This window comes from bacterium SCSIO 12643 (genome assembly GCA_024398135.1).
In the GTDB taxonomy this organism is placed as follows: domain Bacteria; phylum Bacteroidota; class Bacteroidia; order Flavobacteriales_G; family Salibacteraceae; genus CAJXZP01.
The window spans coordinates 3,339,729-3,359,602 of the sequence record CP073750.1 but is presented as its reverse complement, the minus strand read 5'-3'; the positions used below and the strand labels follow the sequence as shown (position 1 = coordinate 3,359,602).

At 35.5% G+C, this 19,874-nt stretch carries 16 protein-coding genes; 9 read left to right on the top strand and 7 right to left on the bottom strand.

All coding sequences use genetic code 11. The features are described from left to right. The first annotated feature begins 103 nt into the window (after positions 1-103). The gene (locus KFE94_14745) at positions 104-1,414 is read left to right on the top strand and encodes an insulinase family protein (protein UTW65898.1); all 1,311 of its coding nucleotides are present in this window, start codon (positions 104-106) and stop codon (positions 1,412-1,414) included. A 29-nt stretch (positions 1,415-1,443) separates the two neighbouring features. Continuing rightward, positions 1,444-3,513: an insulinase family protein gene (locus tag KFE94_14740; GenBank protein UTW65897.1), complete on the top strand. Its 2,070-nt coding sequence runs from the start codon at positions 1,444-1,446 to the stop codon at positions 3,511-3,513. A gap of 166 nt (positions 3,514-3,679) precedes the next feature. On the opposite strand, the gene KFE94_14735 is transcribed toward KFE94_14740, so the two are convergent. Beyond that, on the bottom strand, positions 3,680-4,828 hold the full coding sequence (locus tag KFE94_14735) for a gliding motility-associated C-terminal domain-containing protein (protein UTW65896.1): 1,149 nt from the start codon (positions 4,826-4,828) through the stop codon (positions 3,680-3,682). A 4-nt stretch (positions 4,829-4,832) separates the two neighbouring features. Then, entirely contained in the window at positions 4,833-5,372 is a 540-nt protein-coding gene (locus KFE94_14730) for an RNA polymerase sigma factor (protein ID UTW65895.1), read from the bottom strand. Between the two features lie 362 nt (positions 5,373-5,734). Here KFE94_14730 and KFE94_14725 point away from each other — a divergent pair, with 362 nt between their 5' ends. After that, positions 5,735-6,553 carry a carboxypeptidase regulatory-like domain-containing protein gene (locus KFE94_14725; GenBank protein ID UTW65894.1) on the top strand — a complete coding sequence of 273 codons (819 nt, stop codon included), beginning with the start codon at positions 5,735-5,737 and terminating at the stop codon, positions 6,551-6,553. A gap of 177 nt (positions 6,554-6,730) precedes the next feature. Next, positions 6,731-7,549, top strand: coding sequence for a hypothetical protein (locus KFE94_14720; protein ID UTW65893.1), 819 nt, complete (start codon positions 6,731-6,733; stop codon positions 7,547-7,549). A gap of 63 nt (positions 7,550-7,612) precedes the next feature. Here the strand turns inward: KFE94_14720 and typA are convergent, their stop codons facing one another. After that, positions 7,613-9,376 (bottom strand): translational GTPase TypA, encoded by a 1,764-nt coding sequence (gene typA / locus KFE94_14715; protein ID UTW65892.1) that lies wholly within the window; start codon positions 9,374-9,376, stop codon positions 7,613-7,615. A 161-nt stretch (positions 9,377-9,537) separates the two neighbouring features. Here typA and KFE94_14710 point away from each other — a divergent pair, with 161 nt between their 5' ends. Further along, entirely contained in the window at positions 9,538-10,566 is a 1,029-nt protein-coding gene (locus KFE94_14710) for an aminotransferase class I/II-fold pyridoxal phosphate-dependent enzyme (GenBank protein ID UTW65891.1), read from the top strand. 38 nt (positions 10,567-10,604) lie between these two features. Here the strand turns inward: KFE94_14710 and lon are convergent, their stop codons facing one another. From lon to KFE94_14695, 3 genes are all read right to left on the bottom strand, one after another. Next, a complete protein-coding gene (lon, locus tag KFE94_14705; protein ID UTW65890.1) occupies positions 10,605-13,040 on the bottom strand; it encodes an endopeptidase La in 2,436 nt (811 codons plus the stop codon). Between the two features lie 128 nt (positions 13,041-13,168). Further along, on the bottom strand, positions 13,169-14,362 hold the full coding sequence (locus KFE94_14700; protein ID UTW65889.1) for a GlmU family protein: 1,194 nt from the start codon (positions 14,360-14,362) through the stop codon (positions 13,169-13,171). An 82-nt stretch (positions 14,363-14,444) separates the two neighbouring features. After that, entirely contained in the window at positions 14,445-14,705 is a 261-nt protein-coding gene (locus KFE94_14695) for a type B 50S ribosomal protein L31 (GenBank protein UTW65888.1), read from the bottom strand. A gap of 229 nt (positions 14,706-14,934) precedes the next feature. On the opposite strand from KFE94_14695, the gene KFE94_14690 reads away from it, so the two are divergent. The 3 genes from KFE94_14690 to KFE94_14680 all read left to right on the top strand — a co-directional run bounded on the left by KFE94_14690 (position 14,935) and on the right by KFE94_14680 (position 17,882). Further along, positions 14,935-16,473, top strand: coding sequence for a hypothetical protein (locus KFE94_14690; protein UTW65887.1), 1,539 nt, complete (start codon positions 14,935-14,937; stop codon positions 16,471-16,473). A 5-nt stretch (positions 16,474-16,478) separates the two neighbouring features. Beyond that, on the top strand, positions 16,479-17,189 hold the full coding sequence (locus tag KFE94_14685) for a hypothetical protein (GenBank protein ID UTW65886.1): 711 nt from the start codon (positions 16,479-16,481) through the stop codon (positions 17,187-17,189). Positions 17,190-17,252: 63 nt separating this feature from the next. After that, positions 17,253-17,882, top strand: a complete 630-nt coding sequence (locus KFE94_14680) for a threonylcarbamoyl-AMP synthase (GenBank protein ID UTW65885.1) — start codon at positions 17,253-17,255, stop codon at positions 17,880-17,882. Between the two features lie 53 nt (positions 17,883-17,935). Here the strand turns inward: KFE94_14680 and KFE94_14675 are convergent, their stop codons facing one another. Further along, positions 17,936-18,394, bottom strand: coding sequence for a hypothetical protein (locus tag KFE94_14675; GenBank protein UTW65884.1), 459 nt, complete (start codon positions 18,392-18,394; stop codon positions 17,936-17,938). A gap of 182 nt (positions 18,395-18,576) precedes the next feature. Here KFE94_14675 and KFE94_14670 point away from each other — a divergent pair, with 182 nt between their 5' ends. Continuing rightward, the gene (locus tag KFE94_14670; GenBank protein ID UTW65883.1) at positions 18,577-19,869 is read left to right on the top strand and encodes a hypothetical protein; all 1,293 of its coding nucleotides are present in this window, start codon (positions 18,577-18,579) and stop codon (positions 19,867-19,869) included. The last annotated feature ends 5 nt before the right edge of the window (positions 19,870-19,874 follow it).

The window sequence follows — 19,874 nt, the reverse complement described above, 5'->3', positions numbered from 1 at the left end:
ACCGCTCATCAAATTTTAATTTTTTGGCCTGAAACACCTCTGAATATCACATTCTCAAAGGGCTAAAAAACTTACATTTGACCCAAATTAAAATTCAGGATAAATGAAAAAATTACTTCTTGGGCTGGCCCTTTTTACAACAGGGTTTGGTAGTGTGAAAGCCCAACAAAAAATTAAATATACGGAATACGATCTTCCTAATGGATTACATGTCATCTTACATGAAGATCATTCTACTCCAATTGTTGCGGTATCTGTAATGTATCACGTAGGTTCGAAAAATGAGGACCCAAACCGAACCGGGTTTGCCCATTTCTTTGAACATCTAATGTTTGAAGGCTCCAAAAACATCCCACGTGGAGAGTTTTCTAACTATGTAGAAAAAGCAGGTGGTGCATTAAATGCAAATACTTCTCAGGATAGAACCTTCTATTATGACTTATTGCCTTCTAACCAATTAGAATTGGGATTATGGTTAGAAAGTGAACGAATGATGCACGCCAAAGTAGATTCTACGGGTATTGCAACCCAAAGAGAAGTTGTAAAAGAGGAAAAACGTCAGCGTATGGATAATCAACCATACGGTTCTTTTCAAGCAGAAATCATGAGTCATGCATATAAAGTTCATCCTTACAGATGGACACCAATTGGTTCAATGGAAGATTTAGATGCGGCCGAAGAGGCTGATTATAAAAACTTCTACAAAAAATTCTATGTACCTAATAATGCATGTTTATCTATTGCGGGTGACATCAACATTAAGGAAACCAAAAAGTTAATCGAAGCTTATTTCGGTGAAATTCCAAAGGGCGCTGAAATCGAAAGACCAAATATTGTTGAGCCGGAAAAAACTGCGCAAGTTAGAGATACGGTATATGATAATATTCAACTTCCTGCAGTGATGATGGCTTTCCACTCCCCTGCTTTAGGAACAGAAGATGCTTATGCCATGGATATGGTAAGTAATATCTTATCTCAGGGATCAAGTTCTCGTTTACACAAAAGAATAGTAGAGGAAGAACAAAAAGCAGTTTACGTTGGAGCATTCCCTTTTCCATTGGAAGATCCGGGAATTTTTATTGCTTTTTCGGTGACCAATGCTGGTGTAGAACCAAAAGACGTGGAAAACTCAATTATGGAAGAAGTAACGCGTTTGCAAACAGAGTTGATTTCTGAAAAAGAATTTCAAAAACTACAAAACCAAATTGAAAATGATATTGTAAGTGGATATTCATCCCAGGCGGGTATTGCTGAAAGCTTAGCACAATACTACATGTATTATGGCGATACCAAGCTAATCAATACTGAAATCAAAAGATATAAGGCTGTCACAAGAGAAGACATCATGAACGTGGCAAAAAAGTACCTTACTGTAAATAATAGTGTTGTATTATACTACTTGCCAAAACAATAATCTTTCCTCAGAATTTTAAATAATTAGAAATGAAAAATTTAATCATATTCATATTTACGTTACTGATCTCTTCTGCATCTTTTGCGCAGATCGACAGATCAAAAGCACCTGCTCCAGGTCCTGCTCCAAAAACCCAACTAGGTAATTATGAAACCTTTACCTTAGATAACGGACTTCAGGTATTTTTAGTTGAAAACCATAAAACGCCTAGAGTATCCTGGCAACTATTTGTAGATCGTGGGGTAGTTTCTGAAGGTGAAAACACTGGAATGCATAGTTTAATGGGCAGTTTGCTTATGACCGGTACAAGCTCAAAAAACAAAGCGGAGATCGATGAGTCCATTGATTTTATTGGAGCAAGTATGTCTACTTCTTCTTACGGTGCATACGCTTCGTCACTATCCAAGCATAAAGAAACTACTCTGGAATTAATGAGCGATGTCATCCTACATCCATCTTTTCCTGAAGAAGAATTGAATAAACTTAAAAAACAAACTTTATCTGGTTTGATGGCAAATGCTTCTGATCCAGGTGCAATGTCTGAAAATGTAAGTGCGGTTGTTACTTATGGTAAAGAACATCCTTATGGTGAGGTGGAAACCGAAGCATCTGTTGAGTCCATCACCGCTGAAATGTGTCAGGCTTTTTACAGCACGTATTTCAAACCAAACGCATCATATTTAATTATTGTTGGAGATATTTCTAAAAAAGAAGCACAACCACTCGTAGAGAAATACTTTAATGGCTGGGCTAAAGGAGAGATTCCTAAACATAATTTCGCTATGCCAACAGCTCCTGAAAAAACAGAAGTTGACTTTGTCAATAAGCCAGGAGCCGTTCAATCTACAATTAGCATTGTTTATCCTGTAGATCTTAAACCAGGTAGTGACGATGCGATTGCAGCAAGTGTTATGAACGCTATTTTAGGTAATAGTGGTTTCATGGCCAGATTGATCCAAAATATCAGAGAAGATAAAGCTTATACCTATGGAGCTTATTCTAGCCTTGCATCTGATCCTTTAGTTGGTGATTTCTATGCTGGTGCCGAAGTACGAAATGAAGTTACAGATAGTGCTGTTGTTCAATTCCTATACGAAATGGAAAGACTTACAAAAGAACGTGTAAACGATGAAGAGTTACAAAATGTAAAGAACTATTTAAATGGTAGATTCGCACGTTCTTTAGAAAGACCTCAAACCGTTGCCAGATTTGCTTTAAATACTGCCAGATACGATTTACCTACTGATTATTACGCAACTTACCTTGAAAGGTTACAAGCAGTTTCTGCAGATGATATTCAACGTGTGGCAAAGAAATATTTACTTCCACAACAGTCGCATATTGTTGTAGTTGGCAATAAAGCTGAAGTAGCTAGTAAGCTTAAAGTTTTCGCTGCCAACGGAAAGATCAATTATTATGATGCATTTGGTAATCCTGTAGCTGATGCAGAACCAATTCCTGAAGGTGTAACTGCTGAAACCGTTATCAATAAGTATTTAGATGCGATAGGTAAACGTGAGGATTTAGAAAAAGTAAACTCACAAGACATTACGATGTCTAGCTCTATGCAGGGTATGCCTTTAACCATTCACTACATGACCAAAGGGAATACTAAGATGTTAATGTCGGTTAAAAGTGGTGACCTGGAAATTCAGACAATCAAGATTAATGAAAACACAGGAAAAATTTCTGGTATGATGGGAGCTAAAGATTTAACTGAAGATGAAATTAAATCTTACCTGGAAGGAAACGCACCATTCGAAGAATTAACTTTTATGAATAAGACCGCCAAGCTGATTCAAATTGAAGAGATCAACGGAGTTAAAGCTTACAAAATGGAAGTTATCGATCAGGATGGTCATTCTAAATTTTACTTCTATGATGTAAATACAGGATTAAAAATCGCGATGATGGAAAGTAAGCCAACTCCACAAGGAGATATGACGACATCTACCTTCCTTAAGGATTATCAAAGTGTAAATGGTATCCTTGTTCCTTTTACAACAGTAGAAGATAATGCTGGTCAGGTAATGGAGATGAAAGTTGAGAATATTGTTCTTGGTGGAAGTATTTCCGATACTAATTTCCAGGTGAAATAGTCTATTAAAATCTGATAACGAAAAAACCTGAAGGGCTTCCTTCAGGTTTTTTTATGTCCTAAATAAATTTCAAATTATTCACACCAATTATTTATTTTCAGACATGAGGGTTCGGGTTATTCCTAATTCATACGTCAATATGTAATTATTAATTCTATATCTAAACCTAATAAGACCTTTTAACGGTAACGTAGCCCTTCGGAGCGTATACATTATTGTTTTCTCCAATCGCGTTAATCAGATAGTAATAAACTCCATCCTCTACGTCTTCTCCGCGCATATCTGTTCCATCCCATTGATCTTCAGGATTATCACTAGTATATACCAATCTTCCATTCACACAATAAATCGAAATAGTAAACGTATTTACATTTTTTACTTTAACATCTAATTTATCATTTTCAGAATCTCCGTTAGGTGTAAAAATATTCGGTACAAAAATGCTAGACTCTTCAACCACTTTGTCATTTTTGGTATTCGCCTCTTTTACCTCAATTACCGCTTTATCCATAACCACTTCTCCATTTTCCAACTCTGCCATCATTGTCACAAAATAAACACCAGGTTTCTCGTATACATGAGTTGGAGTTAAATCCATACTCTCTTCCCCATCGTCAAAAATCCATTTAATATTTTCTACTGAAGATATAGAGTTAAAACTCACTTCCAACGGTGCATTCCCTCCCATTGGAGACGCTACAACTCTGGATTGACTTTCAATATTAATCGAACTTGGAGCTTTGGAAACTATATTCGTGGATACATTTTCATTTATTTGTTGAACTGTTTTTTCCTGTTTTCTATTATCCTTAACTACTTCAGCTACATTCACTGTTGATGTTACCGTCAATTGATCATTATTTTTAGAAGCAACAACTACCTCACCTGTTTCATTACCTGAAACTTTATCAGTAACCACTTCTTCCTTTACCTCAGACACCGCTTCTTCATTTTTTGCTATATCATCCACGCTTGCAGATTCTTCAATTACAATCTGTTTATTTGACGTTATAGATGCGTTTTCCTCTTTAATATCTAATTGTACGGTTTCTTCAACCTGAACTGAATTATTTGAGACTAAATCTTCTTCTGAAGTATTAAACACAGCAATTGATATAGCTGAAACCGTTGCAACAGAAACAGCAGCCACCCACATCATTGTTTTACTAATAGAACCAGATGTTGCACTAGACGAAATATCCGGAGAACTCGTCATCTCCGATTGGATATTATTCCAAACACCAGGATCTACTTGCGCTTCAAAATCTTTAAACCGATCTTGAAATAACTCCTTTATGTTATCTTTTTCTTCCACAATATTATTGTTCTACTCTATCCAATTTGGATATTGCTTTTTGAAGGTACAGTCTTGCCTTTCTATACTGAGATTTTGAGGTATTCTCTGTAATACTCAGCTCTTTAGCAATTTCTTTATGACCATAACCTTCAATTGCAAACATATTAAATACAATTCTATATCCTTCCGGTAGTTCTTGAATAAGCTGTAACAACTCCTTGGTTCTCAATACTGATAATGCAGATTCAGCATTGTCCGTTTCTAATTCTGCCTTTTCAATTTCTACCTTATATCTAAACTTACTGTTTTTTCGAATATGATCCAGACAAGTATTTACCATTGCACGATGCAGCCACCCTCCAAATGATCCCTTGCCACTATAAGTTTCGATTTTTTGAAAGATCTTTATAAAACCATCTTGAAGCATATCCTGAGCCTCATCTCTATCTTGCGCATAACGCAAACAGACTCCCATTAGTTTTGGAGAGAATTGATCGAACAGTCTTTTCTGAGCACGTTTATCCTTATTTATACACGCTTCTATCAGTTCTCCCTCGGTCATTCTTCATTCAGATTCTAAGTACACGATGTTTTTTTTTCGATAAAAGTTGCCCAATTAAATCTGATCCCTACCTGACAACTAGTCTTTTTTCTGATTATCAGTCTTATAAAATTCGAAAAAAAACTATCACTTGATATTATTTATATATTCAAATATATCAAGATTTAGATTCGATTTTGTTTAAAAACTTATTTAAATATACGTTCATTTCGAGTTTTTTTAGTCAAAACATTATTCTAATAATTAGACCTTTACCCCAATTTACCACTAATTTGACCAAATATTTAAAAGAAATGGGGCGATATTAAAAACTTTGTGATGAAATTCTTTTTCAATCAACATTCACATGTTAATATTGTCGCATGAAAACACTCCACCCCCACAAATACGTTTTTCTGTTACTACTTGCTTTCGTAACAGTCTCTATTAGTTCTTGTAAAAAAGAATCTGAACTTCACAGCTATTCCGGTTATGTAGTTAATCCTGACAATAAACCTGTAGCTAATGCTTCCATTCAAATATTTAAAACACCTGAAGACTGGTTAACAGGACTAAATGCAGTCGCAAATATGAGGTCTGATCTCGCTGGATATTTTGAAAGTGACAAAATTTTCGAGTCTGGAGATTATTATGTTTTTGTCGAAAAATTAGACTCAAGTAACTGGGAAATTAGACAAGTTGAGAAAGGAATATATCCCAAAGTAAACATTCCTGTTTCTAGTGGAGGGTCTCATACTATTGACTTTAATAATATGGCTCTTATGGCAAGTACCAAATGGGTACTAACTAACGTCCATAGAGAATATACAAAGCCTCCTCATACTGCAATTGAATGGCAATCTATTTGGGCAAGTATTAATAACTGTAGAAGAGATAATGCTATTTATTTTAATAAAGACTTAAGTATGCGTATTTCTGAAGGTGATATCGTTTGTTCAAAACAAGAACGAAATATTCTTGCAAACTTTGTTCCCCCTTTAATTTTTAATTCTAATAGCTGCATTAATCTTCCTAACACATCTCAAGATGTAAAAGAGTTTGAATACTATAATTGGCCAGAAATGAAAGCTAAGGGAGGAAAAATGTTTTTGGCTTGTAATCAAAGTGTTGGACAATTATACGTATACTATCGCGGTGACGATGGTAAGATGATGCTAGATGTTTATTCTAGACGCGATTAAATAGTAAAAAAATCACATCATTACCTCTTCTAATTTTTTAGAAGACAAAATATTTAAATAAAATAACTCAATATCATAACCATTTGATTTATTGACTTTTTCGTTATAATCAATGCAGAATAGGTTAAAATATTAAACCAACTTCTTATGTAGATTCGTTATACCAAACACCTACATATGAAGAAATTTGTATTATTTAATTACAACTTCTTTAGTTATTTCTTGTTTTTTTCTATTGTTTTTTTGTTTTCATGCAAAAAAGAATCGGAACGACATGCGTTTAAAGGAGATGTAATTAATTCTAAAAATCAACCTGTTGTAAATGCTTCGATCAAAATTTTCAAGACACCCGAAGACTGGTTAACAGGACATAATATGGTTGTCCAATTACAATCAGATTTAGCAGGACATTTTGAGAGTGCTAAAATTTATGAAGAAGGGAAGTATTATATTTTTATTGAAAAATACGACACTAGTAATTGGGAACTATCAGAAGTCCAAAAAGGTAATTATCCCACAATTACGCTTCCAGTCAATGACGATCTTTCTCGAACAATCGAACCTAATAATATTGGTTTATTAGCCAACACAAGCTGGAGACTAACCAATATTTTAAAAGAATATACTAAAAATGGACAGAGCGCTGTAGAGTGGCACTCTCAATGGCCCATTACTAACAACTGTTTCAAGGATAATAAAATTCATTTCAAGAAAGATCTTACCATGATTATTGAAGAAGGTAAAACTGTATGCACGGGAAACATACCAAACACAATTGGCAACTTCGTTCCCCCAATGATTTTTACTGCATGGAGTTGTCAAAAACTTCCAAACTCCTCTCAAAATGTAAAGGAATTTGAATTTTCCGGATGGCCCGAAATGGAAGCCAAAAATGCGCAAATGTTTGTATCATGTAATCAGTCAATGGGACTTCTTTATGTTTATTATGAAGGAACTGGAGACAAAATGATGTTGAACGTTTACAGTAAATTTTAACAATAAAAAAGCCACATCCTAGGATGCGGCTTTATAGTTCTATAACTACAATTTCAAATTGAACTAGTTAATTTTTCTCATTCTTAAACTCTCAGGTGTAATCTCTAAGTATTCATCTTCTTTGATATACTCCATACATTCTTCTAAAGAAAACTTAATTTTTGGTGCAATTTTAACCGCATCATCAGACCCTGATTTACGCATATTGGTTAACTGCTTTCCTTTAATCAGGTTAATCTCTAGATCATTATCTCTTGAATGCTCTCCAACAACTTGTCCCTTATAAATAACTTCAGCTGGTTCTACAAAGAAAACACCTCTATCTTGTAGCTTATTCAAAGCAAACGAAGTACATGCTCCAGTTTCCATTGAAATGATGGCTCCTTTACTTCTACCCACAATTTCACCTTTATATGGCGCAAACTCTTTAAACCTATGCGTCATAATCGCCTGACCAGCAGTAGCTGTCAACATTTGATTCCTTAATCCAATAATACCTCTGGATGGGATGTAAAACTCTAAATGTTGTAAATCTCCCTTAGGCTCCATAATCATTAAATCACCTTTTCTTTGAGTTACCAAGTTAATGGCTTTACTGGCGAATTCTTCCGGTACATCAATCACCATAATCTCATATGGCTCACATTTGACTCCGTCTATTTCTTTAACAATTACCTGTGGCTTACCTACCTGCAATTCATACCCCTCTCTTCTCATCGTTTCGATCAATACTGATAAATGGAGCACCCCTCTACCAAAAACATTGAATTTGTCCTCAGTATCTGTATCCTCAACTCTTAACGCCAGATTCTTTTCAGTTTCTTTATATAGACGATCACGTAAGTGACGAGATGTTACGAACTTACCTTCTTTACCAAAAAATGGAGAATTATTAATGGTAAACAACATACTCATTGTTGGTTCATCAATCGCAATTCTCGGCATTTCTTCAGGTTCATTTAAATCTGCCAAAGTATCTCCAATCTCAAATCCTTCTACTCCAACAACCGCACAAATATCTCCGGATCTTACTTTTTCCACTTTTGCTTTACCAAGGCCAACGAATACAGAAAGTTCTTTAATTCTCACTTTCTTCTTTTCTCCATTACGCTTACATAAAGTATAATCTTTGCCTATCTCCAAATCCCCTCTAAATACACGTCCAATAGCAATTCTACCTAAGAAAGCAGAATAATCTAATGATGTAATCTGCATTTGTGGAGTTCCTTCTCTGTAAGGAGATTCTGGAATTACTTCTAAAATAGTATCTAACAACGGGCGAATGTTATCAGTTGGTTTGGTGTGATCCAAACTCATCCAACCTTGTTTCGAAGAACCATATAAAGTCACAAAATCCAATTGTTCTTCAGTTGCCTCCAGGTTAAACATCAAATCAAAAACCTGCTCATGTACCACATCAGGAGTACAGTTTTCTTTATCTACTTTGTTGACAACAACGATTGGTTTCAAACCTAACTCCAAAGCTTTACCCAAAACGAATCTTGTTTGCGGCATTGCGCCCTCAAACGCATCAACAAGTAATAAAACACCATCTGCCATTTTAAGTACACGCTCTACTTCACCTCCGAAATCCGCGTGACCAGGAGTATCGATCAAATTAATCTTAACTCCTTCATAATTTACCGATACATTTTTTGAAACAATCGTAATCCCGCGCTCACGTTCAAGATCATTATTATCCAAAATCAGTTCTCCTGTTTCCTTACGTGTATCCATTGCCTCACATTCATGAATAATTTTATCCATCAACGTTGTTTTACCATGGTCAACGTGGGCTATAATTGCGATGTTTCTTATTGATTGCATGCTCTAAATTTTGAGCGGCAAAAGTATATTTAAAATACGGATAATCAGTTTTAATTTAAGGTTATTAATCTCTATTGTTTAAGCATCATAATCAAATTCTGATTTCCATTACATTTTTGGATAATCAAAATACCTACCTTCGCCTGATAAACCAATTATATATGAATGATAAATTGATCGATTTAAGAAGTGACACAGTGACAAAACCGACATCAAAAATGTTGGAAATTATGTACAAAGCACCTTTAGGTGACGATGTCTTTGGAGAAGATCCTTCTATCAATCATTTCGAAAATAAAATGGCTCAATTGTTTGGAATGGAATCTGCTTTATTTGTTCCTTCCGGAACTATGTCCAATCAAATTGCTATAAAAGTGCATACCAAACCCGGAGAAGATATTATATGTGATTATTTCTCCCATATTTATCAATATGAAGGTGGAGGAATCGGAATGAATGCGGGATGCTCTGTAAGTTTAATTCATTCTTCTTCGGGTCAATTTTCATCTGAAGAGGTTAAATCCAGAATTTATCCAGATGATATTCATAAACCTGTTTCTAAACTGGTCTCAATTGAAAACACCTGTAATAAAGGTGGTGGAACCACATGGAGTTTAGAAGAATTAAAGAAAATCAAGCAGGTTTGCGATGAAAATGGACTTAAATATCATCTGGATGGCGCCCGACTTTTTAATGCGCTTGTGGCAAACGCTCAATCTCCAAAAGAATTCGGCCAATTATTTGATACCATATCTATTTGTATGTCCAAAGGTTTAGGTGCTCCTGTTGGCTCTGTGTTATTGGGAAATAGTTCAGATATCCATTTAGCAAAAAGATATCGTAAAGCTCTTGGTGGAGGAATGCGTCAGGCAGGATCATTAGCCGCTGCCGCAGAATATGCTTTGGATCATCATGTGGAACGTCTGGCAGAAGATCATCAGCATGCTAAAACCGTTGAAGAAACGCTACTACAACTTTCCTGGGTAAAGCGTATTATTCCTGTCGAAACAAATATTGTCATTTTTGAACCTGAAACTCCTTATACCGATGTTCAAGTCATTAATAAACTAAAAGAAAAAGGTATTCTAGCCTCTTCTATGGGAAACAATAAAGTACGTTTTGTGACTCATCTAGAAATCTATCCTAAACACATAGAAACACTAATTCGAGAACTAAAAACCTTATTTTAGATCATAAAAAAAGCGGAGTCACCTCCGCTTTTTCTTTATTATTTCATAATCTGTATTGGATTTTTCACCTTCGCTTTTAATAAGGCATAATCCATAACCTGATGCATTTCCTCAACAAAGTGGAATGTTAATCCTTTCAAATATCTTTCATCAATATCTTCAATATCCTGACGGTTATCTTCACATAAAATGATGGTATTGATATTTGCGCGTTTCGCAGCAAGAATTTTTTCCTTGATACCTCCTACAGGTAATACCTTACCTCTAAGAGTAATCTCTCCAGTCATTGCCATTTTATTTCTGACTTTACGTTGCGTAAACAATGATGCCAATGCTGTAAAAATAGTGATTCCAGCAGATGGTCCGTCTTTCGGAACGGCTCCGGCCGGAACATGCAAATGAACATTCCATTTATCAAAAACCTCTGCTTTTAATCCTAAATCTTCAGCATGGGCTTTCAAATACTGCATGGCCACTGTGGCCGACTCTTTCATTACACTTCCTAACTGTCCGGTCAAAGTAATTTGTCCTTTTCCGGGAGTCAAAGAAGTTTCGATAAATAAGATATCGCCACCAACTGATGTCCAGGCCAAACCGGTTACTACTCCTGCAATGTCATTACCTTCATATTTATTTCTTGCATGACCTGGTCCAATAATATCCTTTAATTTATCAGGAAGCACTTCTGTTTCATACTCCTCCTCCATTGCAATATGCTTTGCCGTCTGTCTAATCAACTTGGTAATTCTCTTTTCCAGATTTCTTACTCCAGACTCTCTGGTATATTCCTCCACCAATTTGACGATCGTTTTATTTGGTGCCTGAAATTGCTCCTTTTTGATTCCATGTTCTTTTAGCTGTTTCGGAATCAAATGCTTTTTCGCAATTTGCGTCTTTTCCTCAACGGTATACCCATTCACTTCAATAATCTCTAAACGATCTCTTAAAGCAGGTTGAATCGCAGCCAAATTATTAGCCGTTGCTACAAACATCACTTTTGATAAGTCATATTCCATCTCTACGAAATTATCGTAGAAAGAATCATTTTGTTCAGGGTCTAATACCTCAAGTAAAGCTGAAGACGGATCTCCCTGAGTTCCATGTCCTACTTTATCAATCTCATCTAATATAAATACCGGATTTGATGAACCTGCCTTTTTCAAACTTTGAATCACCCTTCCTGGCATCGCTCCAATGTAAGTCTTTCTGTGTCCTCTAATCTCCGCTTCATCTCTCAATCCTCCTAAAGACATTCTTACATACTTTCTACCCAATGCTTCTGCAATACTTTTACCCAAAGAAGTTTTCCCAACTCCCGGAGGGCCTGCCAGACACAAGATCGGAGCTTTCATATCCTTTTTAATCTTTAGTACAGCTAAATGTTCCAGAATACGTTCTTTCACTTTCTCCAAACCAAAATGGTCTTTATTCAGCACCTTACTTGCTCGTTTTAGATCAAAGTTATCATCTGTGAAAACACCCCATGGTAATTCTAATATTGTATCAATATAATTTGCCTGAACAGAATACTCCACCCCAGAAGGATTCAATCTTTCCAGTTTTGCCAGCTCCTTCTCAAAAGTTTCTCTAACCTTCTTCGGAAATTTCTTGGTTTTCGCTCTTTTCTTAAATTCCTGTAATTCCTGGTCAACCGGATTACCCCCAAGCTCCTCCTGAATCTGTCTCATTTGTTGATTCAGGAAATACTCTCTTTGCTGTTTATCTATATCAACCTTAACCTTACTCTGGATATCATTTTTTAATTCTAATATCTGAAGCTCTTCAGTCAATAATTCAAGTAATTTCTCCGCTCTTTTAGTTAGTGCCGAAATGGATAATAATTCCTGTTTCACCTCAACCGGACGATCTAAATTACTTGCAATAAAATTGACTAAAAAAGACGGGCTTTCAATATTCTTAATAGCTACAGAAGCTTCAGAAGGAATATTTGGCGATTCATGAATAATTTTATTGGCCAAATCAGACACAGATTCAATCAAAGCATCAAATCTTTGATCTTGCGTTTGATTATCTTCCACAACTGCAGATACCTTGGCCACAAAATAAGGTTTCGATTGAATTACCTCTTCAATTTGAAACTTTCTCTGACCTTGAATGATAACTGTTTTACTACCATCAGGCATTTTGAGCATTTTAATAATGCGCGCTACCGTTCCTATCTTATTTAAATCCTCCGTTTTCGGATTCTCCGTACTTGGATCCTTTTGCGCCACAACACCTATTGTTTTGGTATTGTTCATCACATCTTCGATTAGTTTAATCGACATGTCCCTCCCTACCGTAATCGGAATTACAACTCCCGGGAATAAAACATTATTTCTAAGTGGTAATAAGGGAAGAACTGAAGGTACCTCTTCATTATTCATTCTTTGCTCATCATCTTTTGAAAACAATGGAATGAATTCGGTTTCCTGATCAATCACACCACCCAATCCTAATATATCTAAATTCATCTAATTCAATTTTTGTATTTCCCATATAAAGACGCCTCTCATCTTTTTTGAGAATTCGGGTAAGTCAATTGTAATGCCAAAAAACAGAATTGACATTATCACTATTTTTTTCGGTAATTCTGTCCGATTTACTTCAAATTTTGTCTAAAATTGGCAGTGTTCTCATATACACTCTTCATAATGTGTTGTTCCTTTTCATCAAATTCTAGACTTCTCCTGGCCATCATTGCTTCTGCCACATCAGCCGCTTTAGGATATCTAAACTCCATCATGCCTCCTGCACCACCCCATGCAAATGAAGGTACAAAATTTCTTGGGAACCCTGCTCCATAAATATTACAGCTCACCCCAACAACAGTCCCAGTGTTAAACATTGTATTAATACCACATTTGGAATGATCACCCATTACTAGCCCACAGAACTGTAATCCGGTATCTTTAAATCTACCACTTTCATAGTTCCATAACTTCACTTTACTATAATTATTTTTCAGATTGGATGTATTTGTATCAGCTCCAAGATTACACCATTCTCCAATAACAGTATTTCCAATAAACCCATCATGGCCTTTATTTGAATATCCGTAAATGATCGAATTTGATATTTCACCACCAGCTTTGCTATAAGGACCAATAGTAGTTGGGCCGTAAACCTTAGCACCCATTTTTAAAGTCGCATGTTCACATAAAGCCAATCCTCCTTGAATCAATGAGCCGATCATAACCTGCGCATTCTTACCTATGTATATAGGTCCGGTTTTAGAATTCAAAATAGCGCCCTCGACTGAAGCCCCTTCTTCAACGAAAACCTGATCTCCGATGATCGTATTTGAATCACTCAAAGAAGCAGATGTCCTTCCATCAGTCAATACTTTGAAATCTAATTCTAAAGCCTCACCATTTTTAGCAAACAAATCCCATGGATATTTCACCAAAAGAGGCTCTTCTGTATATTCTTTCACGACATAGCCATCCAAAGAATAATTACTCAAAAAACTTTGGGTCTGTTCTTCATTTAAACGAATGGCAAGGACGTCTTCACCTGAACATAATGCTTCACCTTCTTTAAGATTCAGAATCTCCTGAATCACATTCTTAGTTGGACATAACCCTCCATTAATTAGAATATTATTAGAACCAATATTTAAAGTAAATTTTTGCGACAAATACTCTTCAGTAGCATATGATACTGTACTATTTAATGCTTTTTCCCACTTTTCATTAATCGTTAATATACCTATTCTTAAATTTCCAACTGGTCTCGTATAGGTTAAAGGAAGTAGTCTTTGGTGAGAATCACCATCAAAAAGTATAACGTTCATTGTTTAAAGTTTTGCCAAATTTAGGAAATAAAAAAAGCCCCAAACAAAATGTTTGAGGCTTAATTTAAATGCGATCCGCCAATTATTTCTTCTTGTTGAATTTAGCGTATTTATTTTTGAATTTATCAATTCTACCTGCCGTATCAACAAACTGCATTTTACCAGTATAATATGGGTGAGATTTATCAGAAATCTCCAATTTTACTAGAGGATACTCATTACCATCTTCCCATGTAATAGTATCTTTTGTGTTTGCAGTTGTTTTACCTAAAAATGTATCTTCAGTAGTCATATCTTTAAATACAACTAATCTATACTCTTCTGGATGAATGTCTTTTTTCATCTTTAATTATTTTTAAATCAATTCTTTCTTTTCTTACTCATTCGAGCCGGTTGGTAAGGCCTTCTCAATTTTAAGGCTGCAAATATACTCAAATCAATTGGATTTACCACCCTTTACAAAAATCTTTCCTTTAATTATTTACAAGCAAATGTGAATTACGTATTTCATTCTTTTTCTAACTCAATAAATAAGGTTCACTGGAAATACAATAAAAATAAAATCACTTCGTATGGTAAGCGTTGTTATTTTTGCGGCCATGACAAAATACTTTTACGCTATTTTAAGCATTTCATTACTGCTTTTTACATACTCCTGTAAAAAGGATCTCGTATCTACTGATCCAAATGCCAAACTAGCTTTTAGTACAGACACACTTGCCTTCGATACCGTATTCACCCAAATGGGGTCAGCTACGCATCGTTTCATGATTTATAATAGGAATTCTGAAACAGTAATCATCTCAAATATTAAGCTTAAAGGAGGAAGCACTTCAAACTTCAGATTAAATGTAAATGGTCAACCGGGTATTACCTTCAATGACATTGAAATAAAAGGCAACGACAGCATATTCGTTTTTGCGGAAGTCACTATTGATCCGACCAATGCCAATAATCCTTTTGTCATTTTTGATGCGGTTGAGTTCACTACCAATGGAAATGAACAGCAAGTGGTTCTTTCTGCCTGGGGACAAAATGCCTACTACTATAGACCGAATTTATTTATCAATGGGCTCCCTCCCATTTCACATATCAGTGATTATCCTGATTATTTTCCAATTGGTAATACAGTTAATCTACCCAACGACAAACCCCATGTCATTTTTGGTTTTTTAATGATCGACTCTGCCATAACATTAAACATACCTTCTGGTACCAAACTTCACTTTTACGATAAATCAGGTATGTGGGCCTATAGAGGTTCCACATTGAATGTCAATGGTTCACCCGGAAATGAAGTCATTTTTCAGGGTACACGACTTGAAGACTTTTACGATGATCAACCCGGACAATGGGACCGTATTATATTAAATGAAGGTCCTCAAGATCATACATTCAACAACGTAATTATTAAAAATTCATTTATAGGTATTCAAGCAGAAGAATTTTATTTAGATGGAGTTCCTGCATTGGCTAATAATAAAGTAAAACTTTACAATACCACTATTCAAAACAGTAGAGGTTTGGGAATGCTAATCCGAAATCACAACATTATCGCAGACAATGTATTGGTTGCGAATTCAGGTAATATCCTTGTAGCTATACAAGGTGCAGGCACACATAGATTCAGACATACAACTATAGCTAATTTCTGGAGATTTGGGACTCGAAGTGACGAGACTCTTTTATTAAGTAACTACTTTGGAATTCCTGCATCAGGTGGAGGTCAGGTGGAAATTGCCGGTGATCTGGATGTACGAATGGATAACTGTATTATTTATGGAACCAATGATGAAGAATTAGCCACAGATTCTGTCGCTTCCGCTCAGTTTAACTACCTATTCCAAAATTGCGTTTTAAAAACAGAGAAGGATACATTGGATACTGGGTTAACAGGGAAATTTAAGAATATCGTTTTAAACCCATCGACTCCGAATTCTTTCGCCTACAACAATCCGCTATTTGTTGATCCATATAAAGATGACTTTTTACTATCAGATTCTTCCAGAGCCATTGACAAAGGAGATTTGAACTTAACGGATACACTACTAATGGATCTCAAAGGAGATATGCGAGATAATCTTCCTGATTTAGGCGCTTACGAATTCTAATCAAAATGAAATATTTGTGGACCATACTATTTGCAGGATTATCCTTTTTCAGTTTTGGTCAAAACTTATTGCTTGATTTCAATAAAAAACTAGATTCCATAGCCGGTGATCATCAGCATCGTAGTGGATTCATGATGGATCCGTGGGACGACTTTGATCGTGAATCTTACGACTCCATTTATAATCTATTTTCATTTCAGATGAAATCTATTTCTGCTGATTCCATGTTCCACCTCAGTTTAAAAACAGATTCATCTTACATACATACCATTACCAGCCTGGATTCAAATCTTAAAATCTTCCAATGGGAGTATATTAATGGTGGTTCGATGGAAGAATTTGAATGCTATATTTTATTTAAAGACCAGGATACTATTACACTTGGAACCAATAATTTTTGGGTGAATCACATATATACATTGGATGCTGAGGCTCAGGTCTATTTGTTAATTGGATATGTACAAGGTTGCTCTACTTGTTTTCAGGATTTTGCCTGGGCATTGAACTTACATGATGATTTAAAACATTTTGAATCTGAAGAATACAGATATTCTTATTTCAATGCTGATGTCATAACTTATAACCCCAAATTGAAACAACTTATTATCAATTATGATAATGTTTCTTCAGATTATCTCTCTCCACAAGAACTGTCAGACTTAAATGAGATTCTTCAATATTCTAACGGCAAGTTTATCTCAAATAAGAAAAAATAATCCCTTCAGATCATCCAATTCTGACTAAAACTGAAAGTATTCATATACTTTTGAATCCAGTTTATGGGAAAAACAGCAGAATATATCAGATTAAATCCAGATCAACCGGATTCTAAAGTCATTGGACAAATTGTCAAAGCCTTGCAAAATGGTGCAGTTATTATTTATCCTACAGACACGGTATACGGAATTGGTTGTGATATTTCTCAACCAAAAGCCATTGAAAAAATTGCCAAAATCAAAGGTACCAAAGCCAAACAAGCAAATCTCGCGATTGTTTGCCACAACTTAAGTCACCTGGCAAACTATGTTAAACCCATTTCCAATACAGTTTTCAGAGTATTAAAAAAATACCTACCTGGTGCGTTTACGTTTATTCTACCAGCAAACACCAATGTACCCAAAGTATTCAATACTAAAAAAAAAGAAGTAGGTATTCGTGTTCCGGACCATTTAATACCGAGACAAATCGTTGAAGAATTAGGAAACCCAATTGTTACAACATCTGTAGTGGATTTAGATGAACTAATTGAATACACAATGGACCCACAAATGATTTACGAGCGTTTTAAAGATCAGGTGGATATTGTCATTGATGGAGGTTATGGGAATAATATTCCTTCTACTGTGGTTTTAGTGGATAATGAGGACTTTGAAGTCGTTCGTGAAGGCATGGGTGAGTTTATGGAATAAAAAAAAGCCATCCCTCAAAAGTTAGGAATGGCCTTCTCTATTTCTCTTAAAAACTATTTTACCGGGATATTCTTTAATATTCCGTTTTTCACTTTAATTGTATCTAAACTTGAGTTTGCCGCTTCGAACTCAAAAGTCCCTTGTATTTGCGTCTTGGCAACATTAATGTCTGTGATTTCAATCTTACCAGAATACGCTACATATGCATTTGATACACTATCAAAAACCGGTAAATAGGATGCATTTGTACTTACAATATCAATTGGATAAACACCCTTATCTTTTGAAGGCAAAGTCAATACAATAGCTTCTTTATCTTTTTTAGCAGTAACAACAAATACTGTGCTGGTTACACCAGCTGCTACACCAGTAGTCCAACTAGCACCTCCAACTGTTGCAGAAGCACTTGGAGTTACATCATTAATTATTTCTTCTGTTGTTTTTTTACAGCTACTGTATGTCAAAACACCTGCAAAAGCAACAGCTAAAGTTATTGCCTTAGTAAATTTCACTTTCATAAATTTTAATTTGTTAGTAATTGCAAATATCGTTTATCTCTACAATTCAGAAAAAATATCTTTTGCAATTGTCTTTTTCTAAACCTGAGTTTCTAAGATATTTATGTTAATAGTATGCTCTATTCGGGCTTACAAAATCCGTGCACTTCTACTACTTTCGGTAAAAATTATTTCGCTTGGTTCTCAATTATATTTTCATCGGCTTTTTTATAGTAGGATTTCTAGTAGCTATTTTTAGGGTAATTGGCTATTTGTTTAGAGATTTCTTTGAGCAGACTTTCAGATTAATATTTACTGCTGCAGATCTGAATGTCTTTTCGGATATGGTTGCCAGTACTTTTACAATGGCTGAAGCTTCTATCAACATCGTGCTTTATTTAGTTGGTGTTATGACGCTTTGGTTAGGCTTTATGAAAGTTGGCGAAGATGGCGGAGCCGTAACTGCATTAAGTCGATTTGTGAGTCCTTTTTTCGGGAAGTTGTTCCCCGAGATTCCCAAAAATCATCCGGTAAATGGTAGTATTATGATGAATTTTGCAGCCAATATGTTGGGTTTGGATAATTCCGCAACGCCAATGGGATTAAAAGCTATGAATGAATTGCAGACCTTAAACACCCAAAAAGAACAAGCATCCAATTCGATGATTATGTTTTTAGTCTTAAATACTTCCGGGCTCACAATCATCCCTATCAGTGTCATGGCCTATCGAGCCGAAGCAGGTGCAGCGCATCCTACAGACGTATTTTTACCTATTTTGATCGCTACCTATTTTGCTTCTTTGGCAGGAATTCTGGTCGTTTCCTTCTATCAAAAAATCAACCTATTAAAAAATGGTTTAGCGCTATCTTTATTGATGGTTACGTCTGTGATTGTTTTAGGGGTTTATGGTTTGATGCAACTCCCTAAAGAAAACCTCGAAATGGTAACAGAAGTTGGTGGAAATTTCATTCTACTAACTGTGATCATCACATTTTTCTGGATGGCCTTTCGCAAAAAAGTAAACGTGTATGAATCGTTCATTGAAGGTGCTAAAGATGGTTTTAAAACAACCATTACCATTATTCCTTATCTAGTGGGGATGTTGGTAGCAATTGGCGTATTTAGAGCTTCTGGAACAATGGATTATTTAGTTGATGGAATGGGTTGGATTATTGGTAGTTTGGGAATCAATACCGATTTTGTTCCTGCCTTGCCAACTGCGATGATGAAGCCCTTAAGCGGATCTGGGGCAAGAGGAATGATGCTGGAAACTTTTGAGCACTATAAAAATATGGGCGGAGCAGATCATTTTGTATCTAAAATGGCTTCTATTTTTCAGGGCTCTACCGAAACAACTTTTTATACGATCGCAGTATATTATGGTGCAATTAGTATCAAAAAAACAAGGTATACTGTCCAAGCTGGATTACTTGCGGATTTAGCAGGGATTATTGCGGCAATTTTTGTTGGGTATATTTTCTTCCATTAAAAAAG